The following is a 21,221-nucleotide window of genomic DNA, read 5'->3' as shown; positions in this document are numbered from 1 at the left end:
AGGAGAACTGTAGCGGCCGTTCGTGACAGGTTTAAAGCACCAATTGGCTCAAACCTGAAAGAACAGGTGCCACATCAGCCTGCCGGGAAGGAAGCTGAACAATCCGGCAATCAGAATACCGCCCATGAACATACCCGTCATGTGTTTGCGGTGCGCGGCAATCTTACGCCGCCGGGCCGCCGCGAGCCCCATCGGAAGGACAATCATCGTCCACGCCGACAGCGCATGGATGAAGCTGAAGCTGCCCGGATTGATGGACTGGAGAAAGAAGGAACTGATCGCCGTCACCGCCATGCTGACAACCCAGACATAGCCAAGCGTGCGGTGCATCGCCCGGCCCTTCACGCCCGCGAGCAAGACGCAGCCGATGGCAAAGGTCAGCAGCGCGCCGGCCACATGCGCCTGCAGGACGAACGGCGATTGCAGTAGCGGGGTCAGATCCACCCGGAAGCGGACGGGCCCTTCATTCGCCAGGGCCATATGGCTCAGCCCGGCATAGACCCCGAGCGCAATCCCGGCGGCGATCTTGTTGGGATGCTGGCGGCGCAGGCGCGTCAGGCGCCCTGCGGGCGTGGAGGTTTGAACGATGGGGGCGGCGGCACTGGCGGTCATCTGAAAGGTCTCCTGGGAAACAATCGGGGAATGGAAGGCTGGATGGCCCCAATCTGCCGCCGGGCTCGCCGCCCGCCACAGCACCTACGTCTCCGGACTGGAATCCTTCGTGAAATGCAGTCACAACGGCTCACGAAGCGCGAAATGCGAGGGGGTTTTCGTTTGCGTATCGCCATCGACTGGAAGCGCCGCGCCCGCGAACTGGCCATCTTCTGCGTGATCGGCGCGTTTCTGACGGTCATTCGGCCCTACAATGCGACCGGCGACCTGCCCCTCTGGATCACCTACCTGTTCTGGACCGGGCTGATCGTTCTGGGCAGCTATACCGCCGATCTGACACTCGCCGGACTGCGCCGATACCGGCCGGAATTTCCGTTGCTGGCGATGCTGTTCATCGTGTCCCTCACAACAACCCTTGCTGTTTCACTGGCGATCATAGGAATTGAGCGGCTCGCTTATGGGCGTTTCATACCTCTTCCCTATCTGCCTCGCCTGCTCGGTCTGGTATGGGTCATTGCGGCCGCGATGACGGCGGTCGGCTATATGCTGGAACGATCTGTCCTGGCGCCGCCGCCGGAGCCTGTGGAAGGCGCCAGCCCGGCTGAAACCTTCCTCTCCCGCCTGCCCGTCAAATACCGGACCGCAGAGCTCTACGCGGTCTCCGCCGAGGATCATTATCTGCGCATCCATACAAGCTTTGGCGAGGAGCTGATCCTGATGCGCCTGGCCGATGCGATGCGGGAGCTCGCCGAGGCCGATGGCCTGCAAGTGCACAGGTCCTGGTGGGTGGCGAAAGGCGCCGTGCGCGATACCGTCCGGCAAAACGGAAAGCTGAGCCTGGTTCTGGCGTCCGGCAAGAAGGCGCCCGTTTCGCGCACGTTCCTGCCCGCGGTAAAGGCCGCTGGATTGGCCGTCTGACCGCCTGATCCCGAGCTTTACATCGTCACGCCGGTGACCGGCGCGCCGGAAAGCAGGAGCTGCTTCACAAACTCGACATGGCTGCGAAGGCGGTAAAGGTCATCGGTATAGGAAAGAGGCACGTCCAGCTTTCCCACCTCGATCTGCAGCTTCTCAAGCTGCTTGCCCACCCCGGCGCGCGCCTCACCCGCCGGCAGCGCGCGGCCCTGAGCTTCAAGCTCCCGCAGATCCTTGTACCAGACATAGATCTTGCGGCGCACCCGCCAGCGATAGATCGGCGGCGCCACCCGGATCAATGGGATGGCAAGCGTCAACAAGGGAATAAGCAGAACCCAGGCCCTGTCGAGGAAATTGGCAACGCCAAACGGAAAGTACTGCCGGAGGAAGGACGGGCCATCCTGATAATAGCGGGCGACCTGTTTGCTGACCGGCAGGTCGATGTCGGACATGTTGGGAAACTCACCGCCTTCGCTGAAGACGCTGGGTTCTGAATGGATCAGAACGGCAGTATCGAGCAGCAGCGCTTCGATAGCGGGATGGATGTCCCCATGGACGGTGAGCTGGGCGATGGCGGCCACAAGCGGGACATCCTGAGACGGCACATCAGCGCCGACATCAACAACGCCCCGGATCAGGGTGACTGCGGAGAGCGCTTCTTCTCGCCGCGCCAGCGCGCCGGCGCGGTCGAACGGGAGCAGCCTCACCTCATCTGATTGCATCAATGCCTGAATATAGGCGGCGCCGGGCGCCGCAGCGAACGCGGCCGCATCAATCTCGCCCGCGAACAGGGCGGCCTGGGAATCCGTACTGCCAAGGGCCTGGCGGGCAGTCTCCGGCCAGACGCCGCCATACTGCTGCTGCAGGGTCTGGGCGAGCGCGCGGGTGCCCGAGCCCTCGACGCCGATCGACAGGCGCGCCTCCCGCAAATCCCCGAAACTTTCAGCCGGATTATCGGCGCGCACAAACACCCAGAACGGCTCTTCAAATATGCCCCCCGCCGAGCGCAGGATGGCCGCGTCCTCCTGCGTGGCGAGCCCGCCCTGGACGATGGCTACATCGACTTCGCCGGCCTCAAGCAGGCGGAGATTGTCGATGGAGCCCGCTGTGTCGACCAGCTCAACCTCGATCCCCTGCTCCTCGAGCAGGCGTTCATACCGCTGCGCATACGCGTGATAGGCCCCGCCGGGAGAACCGGCCGCAAACCGGATCGACCTGGGCGGCGCCGGGTCCATCACCGACAAGGCCCAGATGAAGCCGATCAGCGCCACAACGATCAACGGGCCATAGATTTTCCAGAAGTCTCTGCCTGGCATTCTTAGTGTCCCGCTCATGCTGCCGCCCCATTTTCAGCAGGCGCCATTAGAACCGGCAAATGCGCGAGTGCAACCGCCCGAGGCGAAAGACCGCCAGCTTCAGGCCTTGTGATAAGGCGTGCCCGCCAGAATGGTCATCGCCCGGTAAAGCTGCTCGGCCAGCATGGCGCGCACCAGCCGGTGGGGCCATGTCTGCACACCGAAGGCCAGCGTCTGGGGCGCGGCGGCGCGCACGTCCGGCGCGTAGCCTTCTGCGCCCCCGATCAGAAAGCAGGTATCGCGCTCGCCATCATCGCGCCAGCGCGAGAGGCGGGAGGCAAAGGCTTCCGAAGTGAGGTTTTCCCCGCCTTCATCCAGGCGGATGATGCGGGCGCCTTCAGGAATGCGGGCGAGAAGCCGGGCGCCTTCGGCGTCCATGCCGCCGCCACTGGCAATCTCGGCTTCTTCAGGGCCCTTGAAACCAAGACCGCGCGCCATTGCGGACGCGCGGCGGATATAATCATCGGTGAGGTCGCGTTCCGGCCCGTCCTTGAGACGGCCGACAGCAAGGATCTGGAGGCGCACGGCCTCAGGTCGCGCTGGTGCGGTGGGCCGATTTGTCGGAAACCCAGATCTTTTCCAGATTGTAGAATTCACGCACTTCCGGGCGGAACAGATGGACGATCACATCGCCTGCATCGATCAGCACCCAATCGGCATTGGGCATGCCTTCCACACTCGGGCTGCGTCCGGTGATCTTTTTCACTTCCTGCGCAACGCTTGAGGCCAGCGCCGCCACATGGCGGCCCGAGCGGCCTGACGCGATGATCATGAAATCGGCGAGCGAGGATTTGCCCTGCAGCTCAATCAGGATGAGATCCTCAGCTTTGTCGTCTTCAAGAGCGATGCAGAGCGCATCGGCAACCGATCTGATCTCTTCGATCGTGACGCTTTTGGGGGGCTGAGCCCGAGAAGTGGCGGATGACAGGACGTGGGTTCCTTTAACTATTGGTACCTGAAACTATCACGTAAGGGCGATTTCAACCAGTAAAAAGCCCACTGGCATGAATCAGCACATTCCCTTGCAGCCGCGCGGGCACCTGTCTGTTCAGCAGGGATACAGGGAATTTAATATATATTGCCGGAAAATCGCCGTATCTGTCAGCCATGTAATCGGAAAATGCCGATCCAGAATGCAGGAACCCGTCTTATGCGTGCCCCTCTCCTCCTCCTCCCCCTGATTGCCCTTCTGCCTCTGACAAATTGCGCCGTGGCCGCAGTTGGGGCGGTGGGCGCCGCTGGCTTTGCTGCCTCAAAGGATCAGACGATGGGCCAGACCATCGATGACACGGCCGCCTCCAACGACGTCAAAAGCCGCCTTCTCTCGGAAAGCTCCAGCCGTTTCGGTGAGGTTGATGTCGAGGTCGCCGGCGGGCTCGTGCTGCTGACGGGCCGGGTCTATTCGGCCGAAGACCGCACCCGCGCCGAAGGCGTCGCCTGGACCTCTATGTATACCCAGGATGTCGCCAACGAACTCAAGATCGAACAGCCGGGCGGTTTCTTTGCCAATGTCTCTGATGAAGTGATCAGCGGACGGGTCCGCTCTCGCCTGATCGGCTCGAGCGCGGTCAAAAGCATCAACTACAATGTCGAGACCTATAACGGTGTTGTTTATCTGATGGGGATTGCCCGCAACGCCGAGGAACTGCGCAAGGCGGCAGAAGAAGCCAGCGTGGTCGGCGGGGTAAAACAGGTGGTTTCCTATGTGCGCGTCATGGATGAAGTCCAGCGCCCGGCCGCGCCGACAACGCAGATGCCCGTTTCTCCCTCTTATCAATCGCAGCCTGACACGTCATATGACAGCCAGGCGCTGCCGGAACTCCGCGGCGTAAGCTATTAAGCCGGAAGCTGGCGGGGGGCAGATACCCTCCGCCTTTTCTTCCGGGAACGCCGGAAGGAACTGACGCGTGACGCTTCGCATTGCCATCCAGATGGACCCGCTTGAGCGGGTCAATATCGACGGAGATACATCCTTTGCTCTGGCCGAGGTGGCGCAGGCGCGCGGCGCTGACATTTTCGTCTATGGCCCGGGCGACCTTTCCTTCCGCGAAGGCCGGGTGACGGCCTGGGCGCGGCCGGCAAAGGTTCAGCGGGTGCGCGAGACGCCGGGTATCTTCGGCCCGCATCAGCGGCTGGACATTGCCAGGGATGTGGACGTGGTGCTGATGCGCCAGGATCCGCCTTTCGACATGGCCTACATCACCGCCTGCCACCTCCTGGAAAGCGTGACCAACCAGACGCTGGTGGTGAATGACCCGGCCGGGGTGCGGTCCAGCCCGGAGAAGATTTTCCCGCTGATGTTTCCGGAGATCATGCCGCCGACACTGGTGACGCGCGACCGGCAGGTGATCGATGCCTTCCGCGAGGAATACCGGGACATCATCGTCAAGCCGCTGCACGGACATGGCGGCGCAGGTGTTTTCCGGCTGAAGCATGACGATTCCAATCTCGACTCGCTGCTGGAGCTGTTCTTTGCCCGTTCGCCCGAGCCGCTGATGGTGCAGGCTTTCCTGCCGGCCGTCTCGGAAGGCGACAAACGCATCATCCTGATTGATGGCGAGCCTGTCGGCGCGATCAACCGGCGGCCCAAAGCCGGACAGGTCCGGTCAAATCTGGTCGTGGGCGGGACAGCCGAAGCCACCGAGCTATCCGGGGCTGACAAGAACATCTGCGAGGCCATCGGACCCGAGCTGCGCCGCCGGGGCCTGACGCTGACCGGTATCGATGTGATCGGCGGGCGTCTTACCGAGGTCAATGTAACCTCACCGACCGGCGTTCAGGCGCTTAAACGTCTCTCGGGCATTGATGCCGCTGCCAAATTCTGGGACGTTGTGCAGGCAAAGCTTGCGGCGGCGTGATCCGTGCGCCATTTTCGGGGAATGATTATGAAACCGCTGACTGTCGCGCTTCTCTTTTCCCTGGCTGCCACCGGCGCTGCCTGCTCGGACACGGTGAAACCCACCGCCGAAGCGGCGCCGCCTGCGGCCGCTGAAGGGGACGCCCTCTCTGTCGACACCTCCACGGCAACGTCCGAAACGGAAATGAGCGGCACGCTGAACCTGAATATCGGCGCCCCTCAGGAAGGCGCGCCGCGTCTGCTCGGCTCAGGCGGCCTGGGCGGCTCTGAGCAAAGCGGCGTCGTGCTTGGCTCTGGTGGCCTCGGCGGCGGCAATTTCGGCGAGAGCCTCGATCTCGGGATCAATCTCGACGAACTGGAAGAACCTGCCACGCCCCTGGACGCGCCGGCTGAAGCATCCGACGAAGACGAGATCATACGCCTTCCGGACTGACCGGCATCAGCCCGCGAAGCTTTCCGCTTCCATCCATTCCCTGCAAGCACTGACGGCCTCCGGCAACAGGTCCGGGCGCTCGATATAGTAATGATCGGCACCCTTGATGTCGCGATAGGCTTTGCGGTCATGAGAGACCGCCTCGTAGAGGCGCGTTGCGTGGCTCGGCGTGCAGGCAAGGTCGGCGGTGTTATTGATCACCAGAACCGGACAGGAAATGCGCGCGGCATTGCCGAGGCCATCCGCGTTGGTGGTGTCAAAACCCCATTGAGACAGCCAGGACCGCAGCGTGGTGAAACGGGCAAGGCCCACCGGGCCATCATTGGCAATGCGGGGGTCGCCCAGATAGCAGGTATAGGGGCGCCGGTCTGACAGCTCCTGCGCCGGATCGGTCCAGCAGACATTTGCCATCGTGCCGTGCACCGTGAAGGCGCGTTCCATATTGTGTTCGCCCCTGGCGCGCAGGTCTTCCAGCGTTTCGCGCACCCAGGACGTGATCCGGCGATTGCGGTCCAGCTGGGCAGCGCGGAAGCGGGAAACGAAAGCGGGCGTATAGGGCGGCTGATCCGGATTGGCGGGATCGTAGATGTTGAGGGAGGCGTCGCGGTCAAACGGACGGGTTTCATCCAGGATCGACGGGTCCATCCATTCTGTCAGCGTGACGGCGCGGCTGACATGAGCGGCCAGCAGCATGATACCGTCGGCGGGCGGAAGGTCTTTCTTCGTCAGGTCATAGGGGTCGCCTGCCGGGGTTTCGGTGATGGTCGTTTTCTCGGCCTGATCCTGATAGAAAAGCGAGAGCGAGCCCCCGCCCGACCAGCCGCCGAGCACGACCTTGTCATACCCCAGGCGCGTGCGCGCATGGGCGATGCAGGCGCCCAGATCGGCGATGCATTTTTCCATGATCAGCGCCGTGTCGTTGCCCCGGTAGCGCGTGTTGCAATAAATAACGTGGTGGCCGGCATGGGCGAGCGCGCTCACAAGCGGCAGGAACGCGCCCCCGCCAATCGGGTGGGAAAAGATGATGACGCTGCGCGCCGATGTACCCTCGCGGAATATCCGCATGCACTCGACGACGACCTTTTCCCCTGCCCCGCCATAGACATCCTTGAAGCCGGAAGTTTCCGAATGCAGGACGATATATGGTTCGCGGACCAGTCTTTGCTGGTTTGACACGCGCGTGTTCCTCCTTGCCCCAATTGGACTTGCAGCACATTATACCTTCAGAGCGCCGGGGCAACGGCGCCGTAGGGACAAGGCCGGAAGGCCGAGGGAGAACAAATCGATGATCAAAGTGAACGGCATCCATCACATAGCCATCATGGCGGCAGATATTCGCGAGCATGTGGCGTTCTTTTCAGATGTTCTGGGCTGCAAGCTTTCAGCGATCTTCGACATGCACGGCGTGCCCGGCGGGGTTCATGCCTTTCTCCACATGGATGACCATTCCTATTTCTCGATTGTTGAGTTGCCACAGGTGAAGGACATTCCGATCGAGCTTGGCGTCACCCATGCCGGAACCGGCGCAGCGCCATCCGCCCCCGGAACAATGCAGCATCTCGCCTTTCGCGTGGATACGCCCGAAGAATTGCTCGCCATCCGTGACCGCATCCGGAAGAAGGGTGTGAACGTGATTGGCCCGCTGGATCATGCGATGTGCCAATCCATCTATTTTGCCGGCCCCGACCAGCTGACCCTGGAAGTGGCGTGTTCGGATGAAGCAATCAATCCGGAAGCCTGGATTGATCCGGCCGTGATTGCGCGCCTCGGCATTTCTGATGAAGATCTGGCACGCTATAAGAGCCCGGACGCGTATGCTGGCGAAGGCGGCAGGGTGGCCCAGCCGCCATATGATCCGGCCAAGCCGCATCAGGCCTATCCCGAGCCGATGTACAAAGCGATGCTGGCGGCGCCGGATGAGGCGATAACCAAGTCCGCGAAGTTTGAGCCCCCGGTCAAGATCGCGAGCTAGGCGCCTCGGCTCAGGTCTTTCAGGCGGTAAACAAGATCGAGCGCTTCGCGCGGCGTGAGGCTGTCGGGATCAGCGGCGGCAAGCGCTTCAATCACGGCAGAGCTCTCCGGCGAAAACTCCGGGGCCGGATCTTCGGCCACCATCGCGAACAGCGGAAGGTTTTCCGAGGCCGAGGGACCGGCTTCCAGTTTCTTGAGGATCTGCCCCGCGCGCGCTACCGCCGCGCGGGGAAGACCGGCCAGCTTTGCCACCTGCACGCCATAGGAGCGGTCCGCCGGACCGGGCTGGACTTCGTGCAGGAAGATCAGGTCCTGCTTCCATTCGCGGGCTTTCAGCGAGGCGTTTGAGGCGGCGGGCATCCGCGCAGCCAGGTCGGTCAACTCATGATAGTGAGTGGCGAAGATGGCGCGACATCTGTTCGTATCGTGAAGATGTTCGGCCGCCGCCCAAGCGATGGCGAGACCATCCCAGGTGGCTGTGCCGCGACCCACTTCATCGAGGATCACAAAGCTTTCCGGCGTTGCCTGATTGAGGATGGCGGCGGTCTCCACCATCTCGACCATGAATGTGGAGCGTCCGCGCGCCAGATCGTCCGACGCACCGACGCGGGAAAAGACCCGGTCAGAAAGACCAAGCCGCAGCGAGGCGGCCGGAACAAAGGCGCCTGCCTGAGCGAGGATCACGGCCAGCGCTGACTGGCGCAGATAAGTAGACTTACCCGCCATGTTCGGGCCGGTGACGAGGAGGAAACGCGCGCCTTCATTTCCCTCCGCATCGAGATGAAGGTCATTGGCGGTAAACCCCTTCCCTTCCTTGCGCAGCGCCGCTTCGACGACCGGGTGGCGCAGGCCTTTGGCTTCAAACACCGGACGTGGATCAAGCGCAGGCCGCACCGCGCCGGTCTCTGCCGCCCAGACGGCATGACTTGCGGCGACGTCCAGCTCCGCCAAAGCGGCCGCGATTACGGCCAGCGGCCCGGTCAACTCCTCCACTTTTGCGCAGAAGGCTTCGAAGATGGCGATTTCGCGGGCTTTGGCTTCGTCCTCTGCCCGCCCGATTCGGCCGGCAAGATCAGCGAGCTCGTGCGTGGAGAACCGCACGGCGCCGGCCATGGTCTGGCGATGGATAAAGTCGGCCGAGAGCGGCGCGCGCAGCATCGGGTCTGCCTTGGCGGCGGGCACTTCGATGAAATAGCCCAGCACATTGTTGAACTTGACCTTGAGGGCGTTGATGCCGGTCTGGTCTGCATATTTTGCCTGAAGCTCTGCGATGACGCGGCGGCTGCCATCCCTCAGCGCACGGACCTCGTCAAGGGCGACATCCCACCCCTGCGCAATGAACCCGCCATCGCGGGCAAGCATTGGAGGCGCTTCGGTCAACGCGCGGGCGAGATCTTCCGCGAACGCGCGCACGGACGGCGCGCCGGATAGGCCGAGCGTTTCGGCAACCTCAGCAAGGCGTGGGGGCAGCCCCCGCCCGAGCACGCCGGCGGCTTCTGCGCCCGACAAAACCGCTTTGGAAAGCGCCGCCATGTCGCGCGGGCCACCCCGGCCAAGGTTGAGGCGCATGACTGCGCGCTCAAGGTCAGGCGCGGATTTCAGCCGCACACGCACATCTTCCAGCTGACCCGCATCGCCCAGAAGATGGGATACGGCATCATAGCGTGAAGTGATTTCCGACACGCTGCGCGAGGGACGGGCCAGGCGCGCGGCCAGGAGGCGGGCACCGGGCGCGGTGACTGTCCGGTCAATCACCGCAAGCAGTGTGCCATCCCGGCCACCGCTGATGCTGCGGTCTATCTCCAGGCTGGCGCGGGTTGCCGGATCGATCAAAAGGATGCCGCCGGTATCGGGGCGGCGCGGCGCGCGCAGACGGATCGGCGCGCCCGCCTGGGTAAGCTTTACATAATCAAGCAACAATCCGGCGGCGGCGAACTCGACCCGGCTGAAATCGCCCAGTGAATCGAGCGCGGCCAACCCAAAGACTTCCTTCAGCAGGGCTTCGCCGGATTTAGCGGTGGCCGCGCGGCCGGGACGCTCGGTGATTGGGGCGCTGAGGAAGCCCCGCGCCTCAAGAATGAGGGGGCGGTCTGCGTCGTCGGCTGAGATGACCAGTTCGCTGAGGGGCCAGGCGAGGAGCGCCTCGCCCAGGCGCGCGGCCGGAATGGCGGTGAGATCAAAGGCGCCGGTCGAGACATCGCAGACCGCGAGCGCCGCCTCCCCCGCACCCGAAAAAGCGATGGCCGCGAGCGCCTGCCCTTGGCGGGCCGGCAGCAGCGCGTCTTCGGTGAGGGTGCCGGGCGTCACGATCCGCACCACGCCGCGCTGGACGATCGACTTCGATCCGCGCTTCTTGGCCTCGGCGGGCGTTTCCATCTGCTCGCAGACAGCGACGCGGCACCCCCCTTTGATCAGGCGGGCGAGATACCCCTCTGCTGCATGATAGGGCACCCCTGCCATCGGAATGGGCTTGCCGTCATGCTCGCCGCGGGAAGTGAGGGTAATGTCGAGGATGCTGGCTGCCTCTACGGCATCCTGGAAGAACAGCTCGTAGAAATCGCCCATGCGAAAGAACAGCAGAGCGCCGGGATGCTCTGCTTTGATCGACAGATACTGCGCCATGAAGGGCGTAGGTTCTGTGGTGGCGGAAGGGCGGGCTGTGTCTGGCATGGGGCGGCAAGCTAGCCGGGTCCGCGCAGATTCGCAAAGCAGTGCGGCACCTGCGCACCCATTTCACTGTTGGCACGGCCCTCGGCGCGGCCTAGACGGGACGAAGAGCGACATCAATGACAAAAACAACCGTCCGAGCGAACCCGAAATGACCACGCAGCGTCCGAGCTTCACCGATCAGGAAGCCCTTGATTTCCACTCCCACCCGACCGCCGGGAAAATCTCCATGGTGCCCACAAAGCCCATGGGCACGCAGCGCGACCTGTCGCTGGCCTACAGCCCCGGTGTTGCTATCCCGGTGCTGGCGATCGCGGAAAACCCGGACAAGGCGTATGACTATACCTCCAAGGGCAACCTTGTGGCGGTCATCTCCAACGGCACCGCCATCCTGGGGCTCGGCAATCTGGGGCCGATGGCCTCCAAGCCGGTGATGGAAGGAAAGTCGGTTCTTTTCAAACGCTTCGCGGACATCGACAGCTTCGATGTGGAAGTTGACACGACCGATGTCGAAGACTTCATCCGCACCGTGCGCAATATCGGCGCGACCTGGGGCGGCATCAATCTGGAGGACATCTCCTCCCCTGCCTGCTTCATCATCGAGAGCCGCCTGCGCGACGAACTCGACATTCCGGTCTTCCATGACGACCAGCATGGCACCGCGATCATCGCCGCTGCCGGCCTGATCAATGCCTGCCACATCACCGGGCGCCAATTGAAAGACACCAAGGTCGCCATTTCGGGCGCCGGGGCTGCCGGTCTCTCGGTGGCTGGCCTCATCCGCCATCTGGGCGTGAAGGCAGAGAATATCCTGATCTGCGACACCGCCGGCGTGGTCTATGAAGGCCGCACCGAGAAGATGGACCAGTTCAAGTCCGCCTTCGCTGTCAAGACGGCCAAGCGCACGCTGACAGAAGCGATGGACGGGGCCGACGTGTTCCTCGGACTTTCGGTCAAGGGCGCGGTGACCAAAGAGATGGTCAAGTCGATGGCCAAGAACCCGATCATCTTTGCGATGGCAAACCCGGACCCGGAAATCACCCCCGAAGAGATCAAATCGGTCCGCAGCGATGCGATCATCGCCACGGGCCGGTCTGACTATCCAAACCAGGTGAACAATGTTCTGGGCTTTCCTTACATCTTCCGCGGCGCGCTCGACGTGCGCGCCCGCGGTATCAATGAGGAAATGAAGGTTGCCTGCGCCCGCGCGCTGGCCGAACTTGCCCGCGAAGATGTGCCCGATGAAGTGGCCGCCGCCTATCACGGCGCCCGGCCGAGCTTTGGCCGGGAATATATCATTCCAAGTCCGTTTGACCCGCGCCTGATCAGCTTCGTTCCACCCTTTGTCGCGCAGGCGGCCATGGATACCGGCGTGGCCCGCAAGCCGATTGCGGATATGGACAACTACCGCCGCTCGCTGATCCGCCGGGCGGACCCGTCGGCCGCCTTCCTTCAAGGCTTGCAGGCACGGGCCCGCGAGACCCAGCGCCGCATCGTGTTTGCTGAAGGTGAAGAACCCGCCGTCGTGCGCGCCGCCTACAGCTTCAAGAACCAAGGCCTTGGCCATCCGATCCTGATTGGCCGCGAGGCCCAGGTGGAGCGCGCGATGGAGCAGATGGGCATTCCGCTCGGCTCGCTCGATATCATCAATGCGCGCCTTTCCGACAAGAACCCGGTCTATGTCGACTTCCTGTATGAGCGCCTGCAGCGCCGCGGCTATCTCAAGCGCGACGTTCAGCGCCTGGTGAATCAGGACAGGAACATCTTCGGCAGCTGTATGCTTAAGAATGGCGACGCGGACGGCATGGTCACGGGCGTCACACGCAATTACGACGCCGCCCTGAAAGACGCGATGCTGGTGCTCGACCCGATTGCGGGCCAGGCCCTGATCGGCATGTCGATGGTGATCAATCTCGGCAAGACGATCTTCATTGCCGATACCAGCGTACATGAACTGCCCGACGGGCCGACCCTGGCAAACATCGCCCTGGAAGCGGCCCGCGCGGTGCGCGCCCTTGGCTTCACCCCGCGCGTGGCTTTCCTGTCCTACTCCACCTTCGGCAATCCGATGGGCGAGCGGGGCGACCGGGTGCGCGAAGCTGTGGCGATCCTTGATCAGCGCACGGACATTGATTTCGAGTATGAAGGCGACATCAATGCTGATGTGGCGATGAACCCGAACCACCGGATGGTGTATCCGTTCTCGCGCCTCAGCGGCCCGGCGAACGTGTTGGTCATGCCGGCGATCCATTCGGCCTCGATTGCGACCAATCTGTTGGAAGCGATGAGCCGGGCAACCGTCATCGGACCGATGCTGTTTGGCCTGGAAAAGCCGGTGCAGATTTCTTCACTCGGCGCCACTGTGGGCGACATCGTGGACCTTGCCACGATTGCAGCCTACGACACCGACAACGTCTAAGGCCTTCCGCCAGAAAGATCACACCCCGGCTGCGTCCAGCGCGGCCGGGGTTTTCTGTCTGGCCATTCGCGCCCATTCCAGCAGTGAGAGCACCACGGCAACCCCGCCGAGCCAGAAAGTGACGATGAACACGGTATAATAGCCGTGCAGTTCGATCAGTTCGCCCAGCCAGGGCCGCCCGAGCGTGCCGATCAGCATGGTCAGCGAGCCGAGCAGCGCATACTGCACGGCGGCAAAGCGCGGGTTCACGACCGATGTGAGGTAAGCGACGACCGCAACGCTGGCAAAACCGCCGGCCAGGTTTTCCCCGCCGATGGCGAGCATCAGCCGTGCCATGCGGGCACCTGCCTCCGCGCCCTGCCCTTCCGGAGAGATGGCCGCTGCCCAGCCGGCAAACATCCGGATCGGATCTGCCAGCCGCGTCCATTCGAGGAAGGCATCGATGGCCAGGCCGCCGCGCGCAAGGTCTGCAAACAGAAGGTTGGTGGCCGCCGCCAGCACGGCGCCGATCACCAGAACCGGCATGCGCCCGATCAGGCTGATAATGATAACGCCGATGGCCGCGCCGGCCATGGTCATCAGCACGCCGAAGAATTTTGAGGCCACCGCGACATCCGCCATTGTGTGGCCGATCGCTCCATAGTCGGTACCGAGATAAAACGGGTAGGCGAACGCGCCCCAGACGGCATCTGCAAACCGGTAGGTGAGCGCCAGCAAGAGGACGAGCAGCGCGCCCCACCCCAAACGGCCGATCATTTCCATCAGCGGATCGAAGATCGCCCGGAACAGCGAATGCACCGCACGCACCGCGCGGCTATCCCCTGCCTTGTCGGGCACGGCAATGCCCGGCACGCGGCCGTGGCGCCACAAAAGGAAAGCAGCCAGCGTGGCCGGCACCATGACCGTCAGGATAACAATGACAGGCCCCTGCTCCCGCACAAAGGCGCTTCCGCTGGGCGGGGGCACCTGCGTGAGCGAGGCAAAGACGTGCCAGCCGATCATCGTGATGGCAAGCGCCCAGCCAGCGGCGACAGCGATCGTGAAGATGCGCAGGGGTTTTTCGGGGACGGTCGCCTGAAAGCTTTCGCGCGCTTCGGCAGGCTTGCCTGACAGCTCTGGCTCCGGCGCGATAAATGTGCCGGAAATTGCCAGCACCATCATCAGTGCAATCAACCCGTAGACCATCTGCCAGCCGATATATTCAGCCAGCAGCAACGCCATGAAACCGGTGATGAAGGTCGAAGCGCGATAGCCGAACTGATAGAGCGCAGCCATCAGATCCTTGTCTTCCTCGCTCCGCGCGACCTCAATGCGCCAGGCATCGAGCACCGTATCATGGGTGGCTGAAAGCAGCGCGACGCCGAGCGCGACGAGGGCAATGAGGCCAATCTGGCTGGCCGGATTGGAGAAGGGCAGGATGAGCAGCAGGATCGCAATCGGCACCTGAAGCGAGATCAGCCAGGTGCGCCGGGGGCCTAGGAAAGGCTTGGGATGGCGGGCAACCTGAAAGGCCGGTGACCAAAGATATTTGAAGGCGTAGCCGAGCGTGATGAGGGACAGGGTGCCGATGGTTGAGGGCGTTACGCCCTCAACGGTCAGCCAGGCATTCAGTGTGCCGAGCACCGCCCCGAAGGGCAGACCGGCGGCCAGAGAGAGCAGCAGCATCGCCGCCATGCGCCGGTCGTTCAGCGCACGCAGCGCCCGGATGAAACGCGGCGTCTTTTTGGCCTCTGCCGCACCAACCGTATCCGTCATGCGGCGCCCGCCACAGCGCCGGACCGGCCGGTCCAGCGCAGCGCCAGCCGGCGCAGGGCCTCGGCGTCCAACGGCTTTGCTGCGACGCCGTCTGCGCCTGCGGCGCGTGCCCGGCGTTCGATGTCCGGATTGATCTCTGCCGAGACTGCAATGATGGGCGGCGAAAACCCGCCAGCCCGCAACCGGCGCATCGCTTCAAACCCGTCCATGACCGGCATTCGCAGATCCATCAGCACAAGGTTCGGCTCCATTCTGGCGGCAGCCTCAAGCGCTTCGCTGCCCGTTGCGGCAACTGTTACGGTAAATCCGGCCGATTCCAAGGCGCGGCGCGCAATCAGCGCGTTTACGGGATTGTCATCGGCAATCAGCACGCGGCCCGCGCCCGCCGCCAGTTCCTGCTCGTCGGCGGCATCCCCACCGGAGCGGGCTAGCTGGATACGCTCGGCCACCGAACTCATACGCAGCGGCCGGACGAGCCAACCGACACAGCCCAGTGCCCGGAACCGGGCAATGGCGCCCCGATCTTCGGGCCGCAGAACAACCAGTGATGTCGCCTGGCGCGCCATCGCCGCAACCGCGCCCTCGGGCAGGTCTGCCCCCACCAGCAGGACGTCTATTCCGTCAGGTATCTGTCCGCTCGCCACATCCATCTGCAGGACAGACGCGCCCATAGCCTGGAGGCCGGCCGAGAGGGAGAGCGCCGTTGCGGGCGGCAGCCCCGCGAGACCGACGCGGCCGCCTATGAACGCCACCGCGTCCGCCGGCGGAGCGCCAGATTGCTGCAGTGGCAGGAACACGCTGAATGAGGCCCCTTCCCCGAGCGCTGAGACGACATCAATCCGCCCGCCGAGCAGATCGGTCAGACGCTTGACGATGGCTAGGCCGAGACCAACGCCGCCATCGCGGTAAGCATCCCCGGCGCCAGTCTGGCGAAACGCTTCGAACAGGCGCGCCTGGTCATCGGGCGCAATGCCCGGCCCGGTATCGCGAATATGAAAAGCGAGGCCGCCTGTAACGACTTCAGCATCGATAAGGACAGCGCCGCGCGGGGTGAACTTCAGCGCATTACCGACAAGATTGAACAGGATCTGCCTTATACGGCCGGCGTCTCCCAGAAATCCCGGCATCGGCGACGGCAGGGAACGTACCGCCAGATCAAGCCCGGCCGCATGCGCGCGGGGACTGAGAAGTTCGACTACTTCCCCGCACAGCCGGACGGGGCAGAAATTCTCGGCCTCGACTTCGACGGCAGAGGCGTCCAACCGGGCATAATCGAGAACGTTATTGAGCAGGTCCAACAGGCGCCCGCCTGACAGGCGGATCGTCTCGGCATATTCGCGCTGAGCCGGCGAAAGCTCTGTTTCCAGCAACAGCGAAACCGTACCGAGAATACCGTTCAGAGGCGTGCGTATTTCATGACTCGCCGTGGCGAGAAATGTCTGTTCGGGCGTTTCTGCGCCATCGGGGCGTTCGGGGTCATGGGTCATGGGTCAAGAGTCTAGCTGAAAGCCTTAAGAAGAGGCTTAACTGCTCCCGCCGGCCCAAGGATATAATGGACTATCGCGCAAGTGCGCCCTCAAAAGCCAAGGTTGCTACCCGGCAGACCATCCCCTGCGCCCTCTCTCCCAACTTGGAAAAGGCAACATGGGAAATCAAACAAATAAAGAACACGGTTAACCCGCCATCGCAGGGTTCTCAACCGCGCCGAGCGCAGCGCGCAGCACGTCCAGTCCCGCGCCTTTCTTTACTCCCTGCTCCGACAGAATACGCCGCCACTGGCGGGCGCCAGGCTGGCCAGCAAAAAGTCCGAGCATATGCCGCGTCATGGCATGCAGATTCGAGCCTTCGGCCAGGCGCGCCGCAATATAGGGTTCATAGGCGCGCACCGCGTCTCCCGCCGCGATCATTGCCCCTTCCCCAAACAGATCGGAATCCACCTGCCCCAGAAGGCCCGGTGTCTGATACGCCGCCCGTCCAAGCATCACGCCGTCGAACACACCGATATGATCCCGGCACTGATCAATTGTCGCGATGCCGCCATTAAGAATAATCGTCAGATCCGGCCGCGCCGTCTTGAGTTCCGCCACCAGCCCATAGTCCAGCGGAGGAACCTCCCGGTTTTCCTTGGGGCTCAGCCCCTTCAACCAGGCTTTGCGCGCATGCACGGTGAATACAGAACACCCCGCCACCGAAACTTTTTCAATGAAGGTGAACAGCGTCTCGCGTGCCGGCAGGTCATCAATCGCGATCCGGTTCTTGACCGTTACCGGGATGGACACCGCCGCCCGCATTGCGGCCACGCAGTCTGCGACCAGGTCAGGCTCGGCCATCAGGCAGGCCCCGAAGGCGCCCGACTGGACCCGCTCTGACGGGCAGCCACAATTGAGGTTCACCTCATCATACCCGTACCCTTCGGCAATCCGCGCCGCCTCCGCCAGCTTGCCGGGCTCAGACCCGCCCAGCTGCAGGACGAGGGGATGCTCCACATCGCTGAAACCGATGAGCCGCTGACGGTCGCCATGGATCACGGCATCGGCCGTTACCATCTCGGTCCACAAAAGCGCGCGCTTGGTCAAAGTGCGGTGAAACGCGCGGCAATGCCGGTCAGTCCAGTCCATCATCGGAGCGACAGAAAATCTATAGTCTTGTTTTTTAGACATTTTTTGAGTACAATCAAGGGACTAAAGAGAGAACGTGTGCAGTTTGTGTGCACCAATTTGCACACGTTTGTACCTGATTTAACCCCTCTGTGCACACGGAGCGCACACAAATGTCGACGATTTACAGGATGCCGAAGGGGCAGTGGCGGGCCCAGGTGCGACGCAAGGGGCGCTATGTCTCCCAGTGCTTCGTTCGCCGGAAGGACGCCGAAGAGTGGGCGCTCAAGATGGAGCGGCGGGTCGACCGGGGCGAAAGCGTCTCGAAGAACATCCCGGATGACCTCTCGACGTTCGCCCAGCTGATCGACCTGCACATCGCAGACATGCTGGAGGTCGGCAAGGCGCTGCGCCGGTCGAAGACCTACTCCCTCGACAAGCTCAAAGGCAAACTCGGCCATGTCCGGCTTGAAGTGCTCGACCGTGAACGGATCATCCAGTTCGCGCGTGATCGCCGCACCGAAGGCGCAGGACCACCCACGATCTCGGCCGACATCTCCTATATCAAGACCGTGCTCCTGCACGCGTCCGCCGTTCACGGCCTGCCGGTGAGCCCCGACCAGGTTGACCTCGCACGGGTCGCCCTGAAACGCCTCGGCCTCGTCGGCAAGGCGCAGGAGCGTGACCGCCGCCCGACACAGGAAGAGCTCGACCAACTCCTCGCCTACTTCGAAGGCAATTCCCGGCAGAAGTCGCCGATGGCACGTCTTGTCACCTTTGCAGTGGCAACCGCCATGCGTCAGTCCGAGATATGCTCGATCGAATGGCCCGATGTCGACGAGCGCCGCCGGACCGTCACTGTCCGTGACCGAAAGGACCCCCGGCAAAAGGATGGCAATGACCAACGCGTCCCGCTCGTAGATCTCACGGGCTATGACGCCTGGGACATCCTGATGGCGCAACGCCGGAGCACGACGAATAAGGGCCGCGTCTTCCCTTATAACCCCCGCTCAATCGGGACCGCGTTCCGGAGGGCCTGCGTGGAACTTGGGATTGAAGACCTCCATTTCCACGATCTGCGCCATGAGGGCACCAGCCGCCTCTTCGAAGCCGGTCTCCAGATCGAGCAGGTTGCGCTCGTCACGGGCCATAAGGACTGGAAGATGCTGAAGCGCTACACCCACCTCTCCCCCGACACGATCGTGCGGATGGCCAAAGACAGGAAGATCATATGATGCAGCGCGCTCACAAGGTTTCAGACAGCCGCGCTCCCTGTACGCCCACAGCCCGTAGCACCAGCGCAGATTCAGCGTCGTCAGCCATCTTGAGGAAGGCTTTAAGGCGTTTGAGCTTTCCGTGGCCATCTATTGCAAAACGCGACTCGTAGATGTCGACATCAAACTCTCCGGCGAAAAACTCAGCGAAGATTCTGTTGGAAAAATCGAGCACATAACCGGCCCCACCTTTGCGTTCAAACGCACTGGCAATGAGTTGCATCTCAAGAGGCTTGATCGAGCTCATCTGGCTTTCTCAGAGTGCATATACTTTTGTCACAGCTTCCAGTGCATCATTCTTAGTCATATTTTCAACATTGAACGTGGCCGGATCGACATCTTCGTCTTGCATGGCGGCAGCGAATTTTTTGAGATCGTCCTTGACGGTATCGGGAAGGGCAACGGGTTCCTGTGTAAGCAGCTGGGCAAGGCGGAACACGTCGTTTCGATGCTTCTTGATATTGTTGCTGTCGATCGTCTCCCCCTCCGCCTTGCGGGCTGTGAGGTCAAGCCATGCCCGCGCCTTGAAGGGTATCAGTAGTGCCGCGCCAAGAATCGACACGCCATCGACTACTTCCCGTCCCTCCCTAACGAGTTCGTAGTAGTTGTCATCGAGCAAAAGAGCGGACAAACTTACCAGAGCATCTTCGACCGCCAACCTCACATAGCGATCCGTGTCCGGCAGGTCGATCGCAGCTGCGGGCCGCGCAAATAGTTCTATCATAGCCGGGAAGCCTTCTGTTTCAGGCTTGGAGAAGCGATAGAATTTCTTCTCACCCTCATGCATGGCGAACTGGGTGTACTTGCCCTTCGCGAGGAAGTCGGCAAATGCCTTCGCGAAATCTGCGTTGATGATCTCGACACAGATGATGATATCCAGATCCTTGGTGGCGCGGAATTGCAGACCCGCATCTGCAAACAGCAAGTCGCACGCTGCACCGCCTATCAAGGCATACTGATCGCCGTGATCAGCGAAGAAGGCTTTGAACGTATCAATCCCGACTACCATCGCACACGCTCCAGGACTTCTTCGGCCGCCTGCGCGACACGCTCATCAGGGTGGTCCCAGAACTGGGCGTACAGGGACAGGGGATCCACACATCCGTCCTTGCCAAAAATACTGGGGTCATAGTGCCATGTTTCGATGAAAGCCTCTGCGGCATCGATCTCGTTGACGTCCTCGATGCCGTGCTGACGGAAAAACGCCTGCCAACCGGTGGCGAGAATTGCATAGGTAGGTTTCTCAGGAGGCGACAGGTTAGTGAGTTCGGCAAGAGCCGCCTCCCCTGCCCGAAGCATCTCAGGCTCACTTCTCTTGAACCGGACTCCATGTTTGCCGCGCGCAGGCGTCCGCAGCAAGGTGCGGCTGAGATCCAGCAATGTCCGACGGTCGGCGTTGAAACAGAGAAGTTTCTCCCGGCCGCGGCGCTCGACTTTTGCAAGATTTGTTTGCGCGAGCTTGTCGAACGCTCGTCCAATTGACATCGGGGCGAACCCAAGCGGCTCCGCCAGTTGAGTTGGAGTTACCGGCGCGTCTTCACAGGACAGGATATGCTGGAACAGCACAAGCTGCGCAGCGGGCGTCAGATGCTCGCCTCGCTTTTTCTGTGGAGCCCGGAAATGCTCCCGCAGATCCATCGCCAACTGGGGGATGTACAGCTGGTTTCCAGGAACGATGAAGGCGACGCCCTGCGCAATCAGCCGGCTGCGCAGGGTCGCGTTCATTGTCCCGGCAGCGTAGACGATTACGCCCGCGAATGTTTCGGATACCCGAGCGACATGCTTCACGATATCGGCCGGTCCCAGAATTGACTCGTCGCCGGCCCACATGACCAGGCAATCCTGTCGGGCAACTGATATCCGATAGAACCGGTAGCGTTTGCTGATGAAGAGCGGCAGGCTCGCTTCGCTCTTCCATGCCTCCAGTTTGACAGCGACGTGAAGCGTACCCGTCAGGTAAGTACTGAGCGCAGCGACAAAAGGCTCTTCGATGATCGAGGACTTTAACATGATTTTGAACACTAACATTGATACTGTTATTATTCAAATAATTTGTTATTGCCTTGTTTTATATATTTTTTCCTCAATTTCACCGCTGAGAGAATTCGTTACGCTCGTCACGGGCCATAAGGACTGGAAGATGCTGAAGCGCTACACTCACCTCTCCCCCGACACGATCGTCCGCATGGCCCGGGACCCGAGATGAGCGTGAGGCTATGTCCATAAATTTGATGACATCCTGATCCCGCCTGTCCTCATATTTATAGACAAGCGCGGGCTTTGAGAGGGCTCATTCAAACCTTGAAGAGAATAAGCCCTCTATTCTCATCAAATAATGATGAGATTGGCCTGCGGAACGCGCCCTC

General features: G+C 62.0%; 20 protein-coding genes. 7 read left to right on the top strand and 13 right to left on the bottom strand.

Features of this window, described 5'->3' with window-relative positions; all coding sequences use genetic code 11:
* Window positions 1–48: 48 nt before the first annotated feature.
* On the bottom strand, window positions 49–612 hold the full coding sequence (locus HNE_RS01550) for a DUF2306 domain-containing protein (RefSeq protein WP_198022846.1): 564 nt from the start codon (window positions 610–612) through the stop codon (window positions 49–51).
* A gap of 162 nt (window positions 613–774) precedes the next feature.
* Here HNE_RS01550 and HNE_RS01545 point away from each other — a divergent pair, with 162 nt between their 5' ends.
* A complete protein-coding gene (locus tag HNE_RS01545) occupies window positions 775–1,530 on the top strand; it encodes a LytTR family DNA-binding domain-containing protein (protein ID WP_049754988.1) in 756 nt (251 codons plus the stop codon).
* A gap of 17 nt (window positions 1,531–1,547) precedes the next feature.
* On the opposite strand, the gene HNE_RS01540 is transcribed toward HNE_RS01545, so the two are convergent.
* From HNE_RS01540 to HNE_RS19000, 4 genes are all read right to left on the bottom strand, one after another.
* Window positions 1,548–2,843 (bottom strand): TAXI family TRAP transporter solute-binding subunit, encoded by a 1,296-nt coding sequence (locus tag HNE_RS01540; protein WP_148205780.1) that lies wholly within the window; start codon window positions 2,841–2,843, stop codon window positions 1,548–1,550.
* A gap of 99 nt (window positions 2,844–2,942) precedes the next feature.
* Window positions 2,943–3,407, bottom strand: a complete 465-nt coding sequence (gene rlmH, locus HNE_RS01535; RefSeq protein ID WP_011645334.1) for a 23S rRNA (pseudouridine(1915)-N(3))-methyltransferase RlmH — start codon at window positions 3,405–3,407, stop codon at window positions 2,943–2,945.
* A 4-nt stretch (window positions 3,408–3,411) separates the two neighbouring features.
* A complete protein-coding gene (rsfS, locus tag HNE_RS01530) occupies window positions 3,412–3,765 on the bottom strand; it encodes a ribosome silencing factor (protein ID WP_049754987.1) in 354 nt (117 codons plus the stop codon).
* Between the two features lie 97 nt (window positions 3,766–3,862).
* Window positions 3,863–3,991 (bottom strand): hypothetical protein, encoded by a 129-nt coding sequence (locus HNE_RS19000; RefSeq protein WP_267878699.1) that lies wholly within the window; start codon window positions 3,989–3,991, stop codon window positions 3,863–3,865.
* A gap of 41 nt (window positions 3,992–4,032) precedes the next feature.
* Between HNE_RS19000 and HNE_RS01525 the strand changes: the two genes are divergently transcribed.
* The 3 genes from HNE_RS01525 (at window position 4,033) to HNE_RS01515 (ending at window position 6,172) form a co-directional block, all read left to right on the top strand.
* Complete coding sequence (locus HNE_RS01525; protein WP_160162596.1) at window positions 4,033–4,722, top strand: BON domain-containing protein; 690 nt, start codon at window positions 4,033–4,035, stop codon at window positions 4,720–4,722.
* A gap of 67 nt (window positions 4,723–4,789) precedes the next feature.
* Window positions 4,790–5,740: a glutathione synthase gene (gene gshB, locus HNE_RS01520; RefSeq protein WP_011645331.1), complete on the top strand. Its 951-nt coding sequence runs from the start codon at window positions 4,790–4,792 to the stop codon at window positions 5,738–5,740.
* A gap of 27 nt (window positions 5,741–5,767) precedes the next feature.
* Window positions 5,768–6,172, top strand: a complete 405-nt coding sequence (locus tag HNE_RS01515; protein WP_011645330.1) for a hypothetical protein — start codon at window positions 5,768–5,770, stop codon at window positions 6,170–6,172.
* Window positions 6,173–6,178: 6 nt separating this feature from the next.
* Here HNE_RS01515 and HNE_RS01510 read toward each other — a convergent pair whose 3' ends face one another.
* Complete coding sequence (locus HNE_RS01510; RefSeq protein ID WP_035590777.1) at window positions 6,179–7,348, bottom strand: alpha/beta hydrolase; 1,170 nt, start codon at window positions 7,346–7,348, stop codon at window positions 6,179–6,181.
* A gap of 109 nt (window positions 7,349–7,457) precedes the next feature.
* Between HNE_RS01510 and HNE_RS01505 the strand changes: the two genes are divergently transcribed.
* The gene (locus HNE_RS01505; RefSeq protein WP_011645328.1) at window positions 7,458–8,144 is read left to right on the top strand and encodes a VOC family protein; all 687 of its coding nucleotides are present in this window, start codon (window positions 7,458–7,460) and stop codon (window positions 8,142–8,144) included.
* On the opposite strand, the gene mutS is transcribed toward HNE_RS01505, so the two are convergent.
* A complete protein-coding gene (mutS, locus tag HNE_RS01500; protein WP_011645327.1) occupies window positions 8,141–10,813 on the bottom strand; it encodes a DNA mismatch repair protein MutS in 2,673 nt (890 codons plus the stop codon). The genes HNE_RS01505 and mutS overlap by 4 nt on opposite strands.
* A 148-nt stretch (window positions 10,814–10,961) precedes the next feature.
* On the opposite strand from mutS, the gene HNE_RS01495 reads away from it, so the two are divergent.
* Complete coding sequence (locus tag HNE_RS01495) at window positions 10,962–13,229, top strand: NADP-dependent malic enzyme (protein ID WP_011645326.1); 2,268 nt, start codon at window positions 10,962–10,964, stop codon at window positions 13,227–13,229.
* An 18-nt stretch (window positions 13,230–13,247) separates the two neighbouring features.
* On the opposite strand, the gene HNE_RS01490 is transcribed toward HNE_RS01495, so the two are convergent.
* The 3 genes from HNE_RS01490 to dusA form a co-directional block, all read right to left on the bottom strand.
* Window positions 13,248–14,984, bottom strand: a complete 1,737-nt coding sequence (locus HNE_RS01490; RefSeq protein ID WP_011645325.1) for a muropeptide permease AmpG — start codon at window positions 14,982–14,984, stop codon at window positions 13,248–13,250.
* Complete coding sequence (locus tag HNE_RS01485) at window positions 14,981–16,471, bottom strand: ATP-binding protein (RefSeq protein ID WP_011645324.1); 1,491 nt, start codon at window positions 16,469–16,471, stop codon at window positions 14,981–14,983. The genes HNE_RS01490 and HNE_RS01485 overlap by 4 nt, the downstream gene beginning before the upstream one ends.
* A gap of 186 nt (window positions 16,472–16,657) precedes the next feature.
* Window positions 16,658–17,644 (bottom strand): tRNA dihydrouridine(20/20a) synthase DusA, encoded by a 987-nt coding sequence (gene dusA, locus HNE_RS01480; protein ID WP_011645323.1) that lies wholly within the window; start codon window positions 17,642–17,644, stop codon window positions 16,658–16,660.
* Between the two features lie 110 nt (window positions 17,645–17,754).
* Between dusA and HNE_RS01475 the strand changes: the two genes are divergently transcribed.
* Window positions 17,755–18,816 carry a tyrosine-type recombinase/integrase gene (locus HNE_RS01475; protein WP_011645322.1) on the top strand — a complete coding sequence of 354 codons (1,062 nt, stop codon included), beginning with the start codon at window positions 17,755–17,757 and terminating at the stop codon, window positions 18,814–18,816.
* Window positions 18,817–18,826: 10 nt separating this feature from the next.
* On the opposite strand, the gene HNE_RS01470 is transcribed toward HNE_RS01475, so the two are convergent.
* The 3 genes from HNE_RS01470 to HNE_RS01460 are packed head-to-tail and all read right to left on the bottom strand — an operon-like array spanning window position 18,827 to window position 20,883.
* A complete protein-coding gene (locus tag HNE_RS01470; RefSeq protein ID WP_011645321.1) occupies window positions 18,827–19,102 on the bottom strand; it encodes a hypothetical protein in 276 nt (91 codons plus the stop codon).
* Between the two features lie 9 nt (window positions 19,103–19,111).
* Entirely contained in the window at window positions 19,112–19,864 is a 753-nt protein-coding gene (locus HNE_RS01465) for a hypothetical protein (protein ID WP_011645320.1), read from the bottom strand.
* The gene (locus tag HNE_RS01460) at window positions 19,858–20,883 is read right to left on the bottom strand and encodes a hypothetical protein (protein ID WP_011645319.1); all 1,026 of its coding nucleotides are present in this window, start codon (window positions 20,881–20,883) and stop codon (window positions 19,858–19,860) included. Before HNE_RS01460 ends, HNE_RS01465 begins: the two co-directional genes overlap by 7 nt.
* Window positions 20,884–21,221: the final 338 nt, after the last annotated feature.

The organism is Hyphomonas neptunium ATCC 15444, assembly GCF_000013025.1.
GTDB classification, from domain to species: Bacteria; Pseudomonadota; Alphaproteobacteria; order Caulobacterales; family Hyphomonadaceae; genus Hyphomonas; species Hyphomonas neptunia.
Note: the sequence above shows the minus strand (reverse complement) of the source record. Positions and strands in the feature narration are given on the sequence as shown.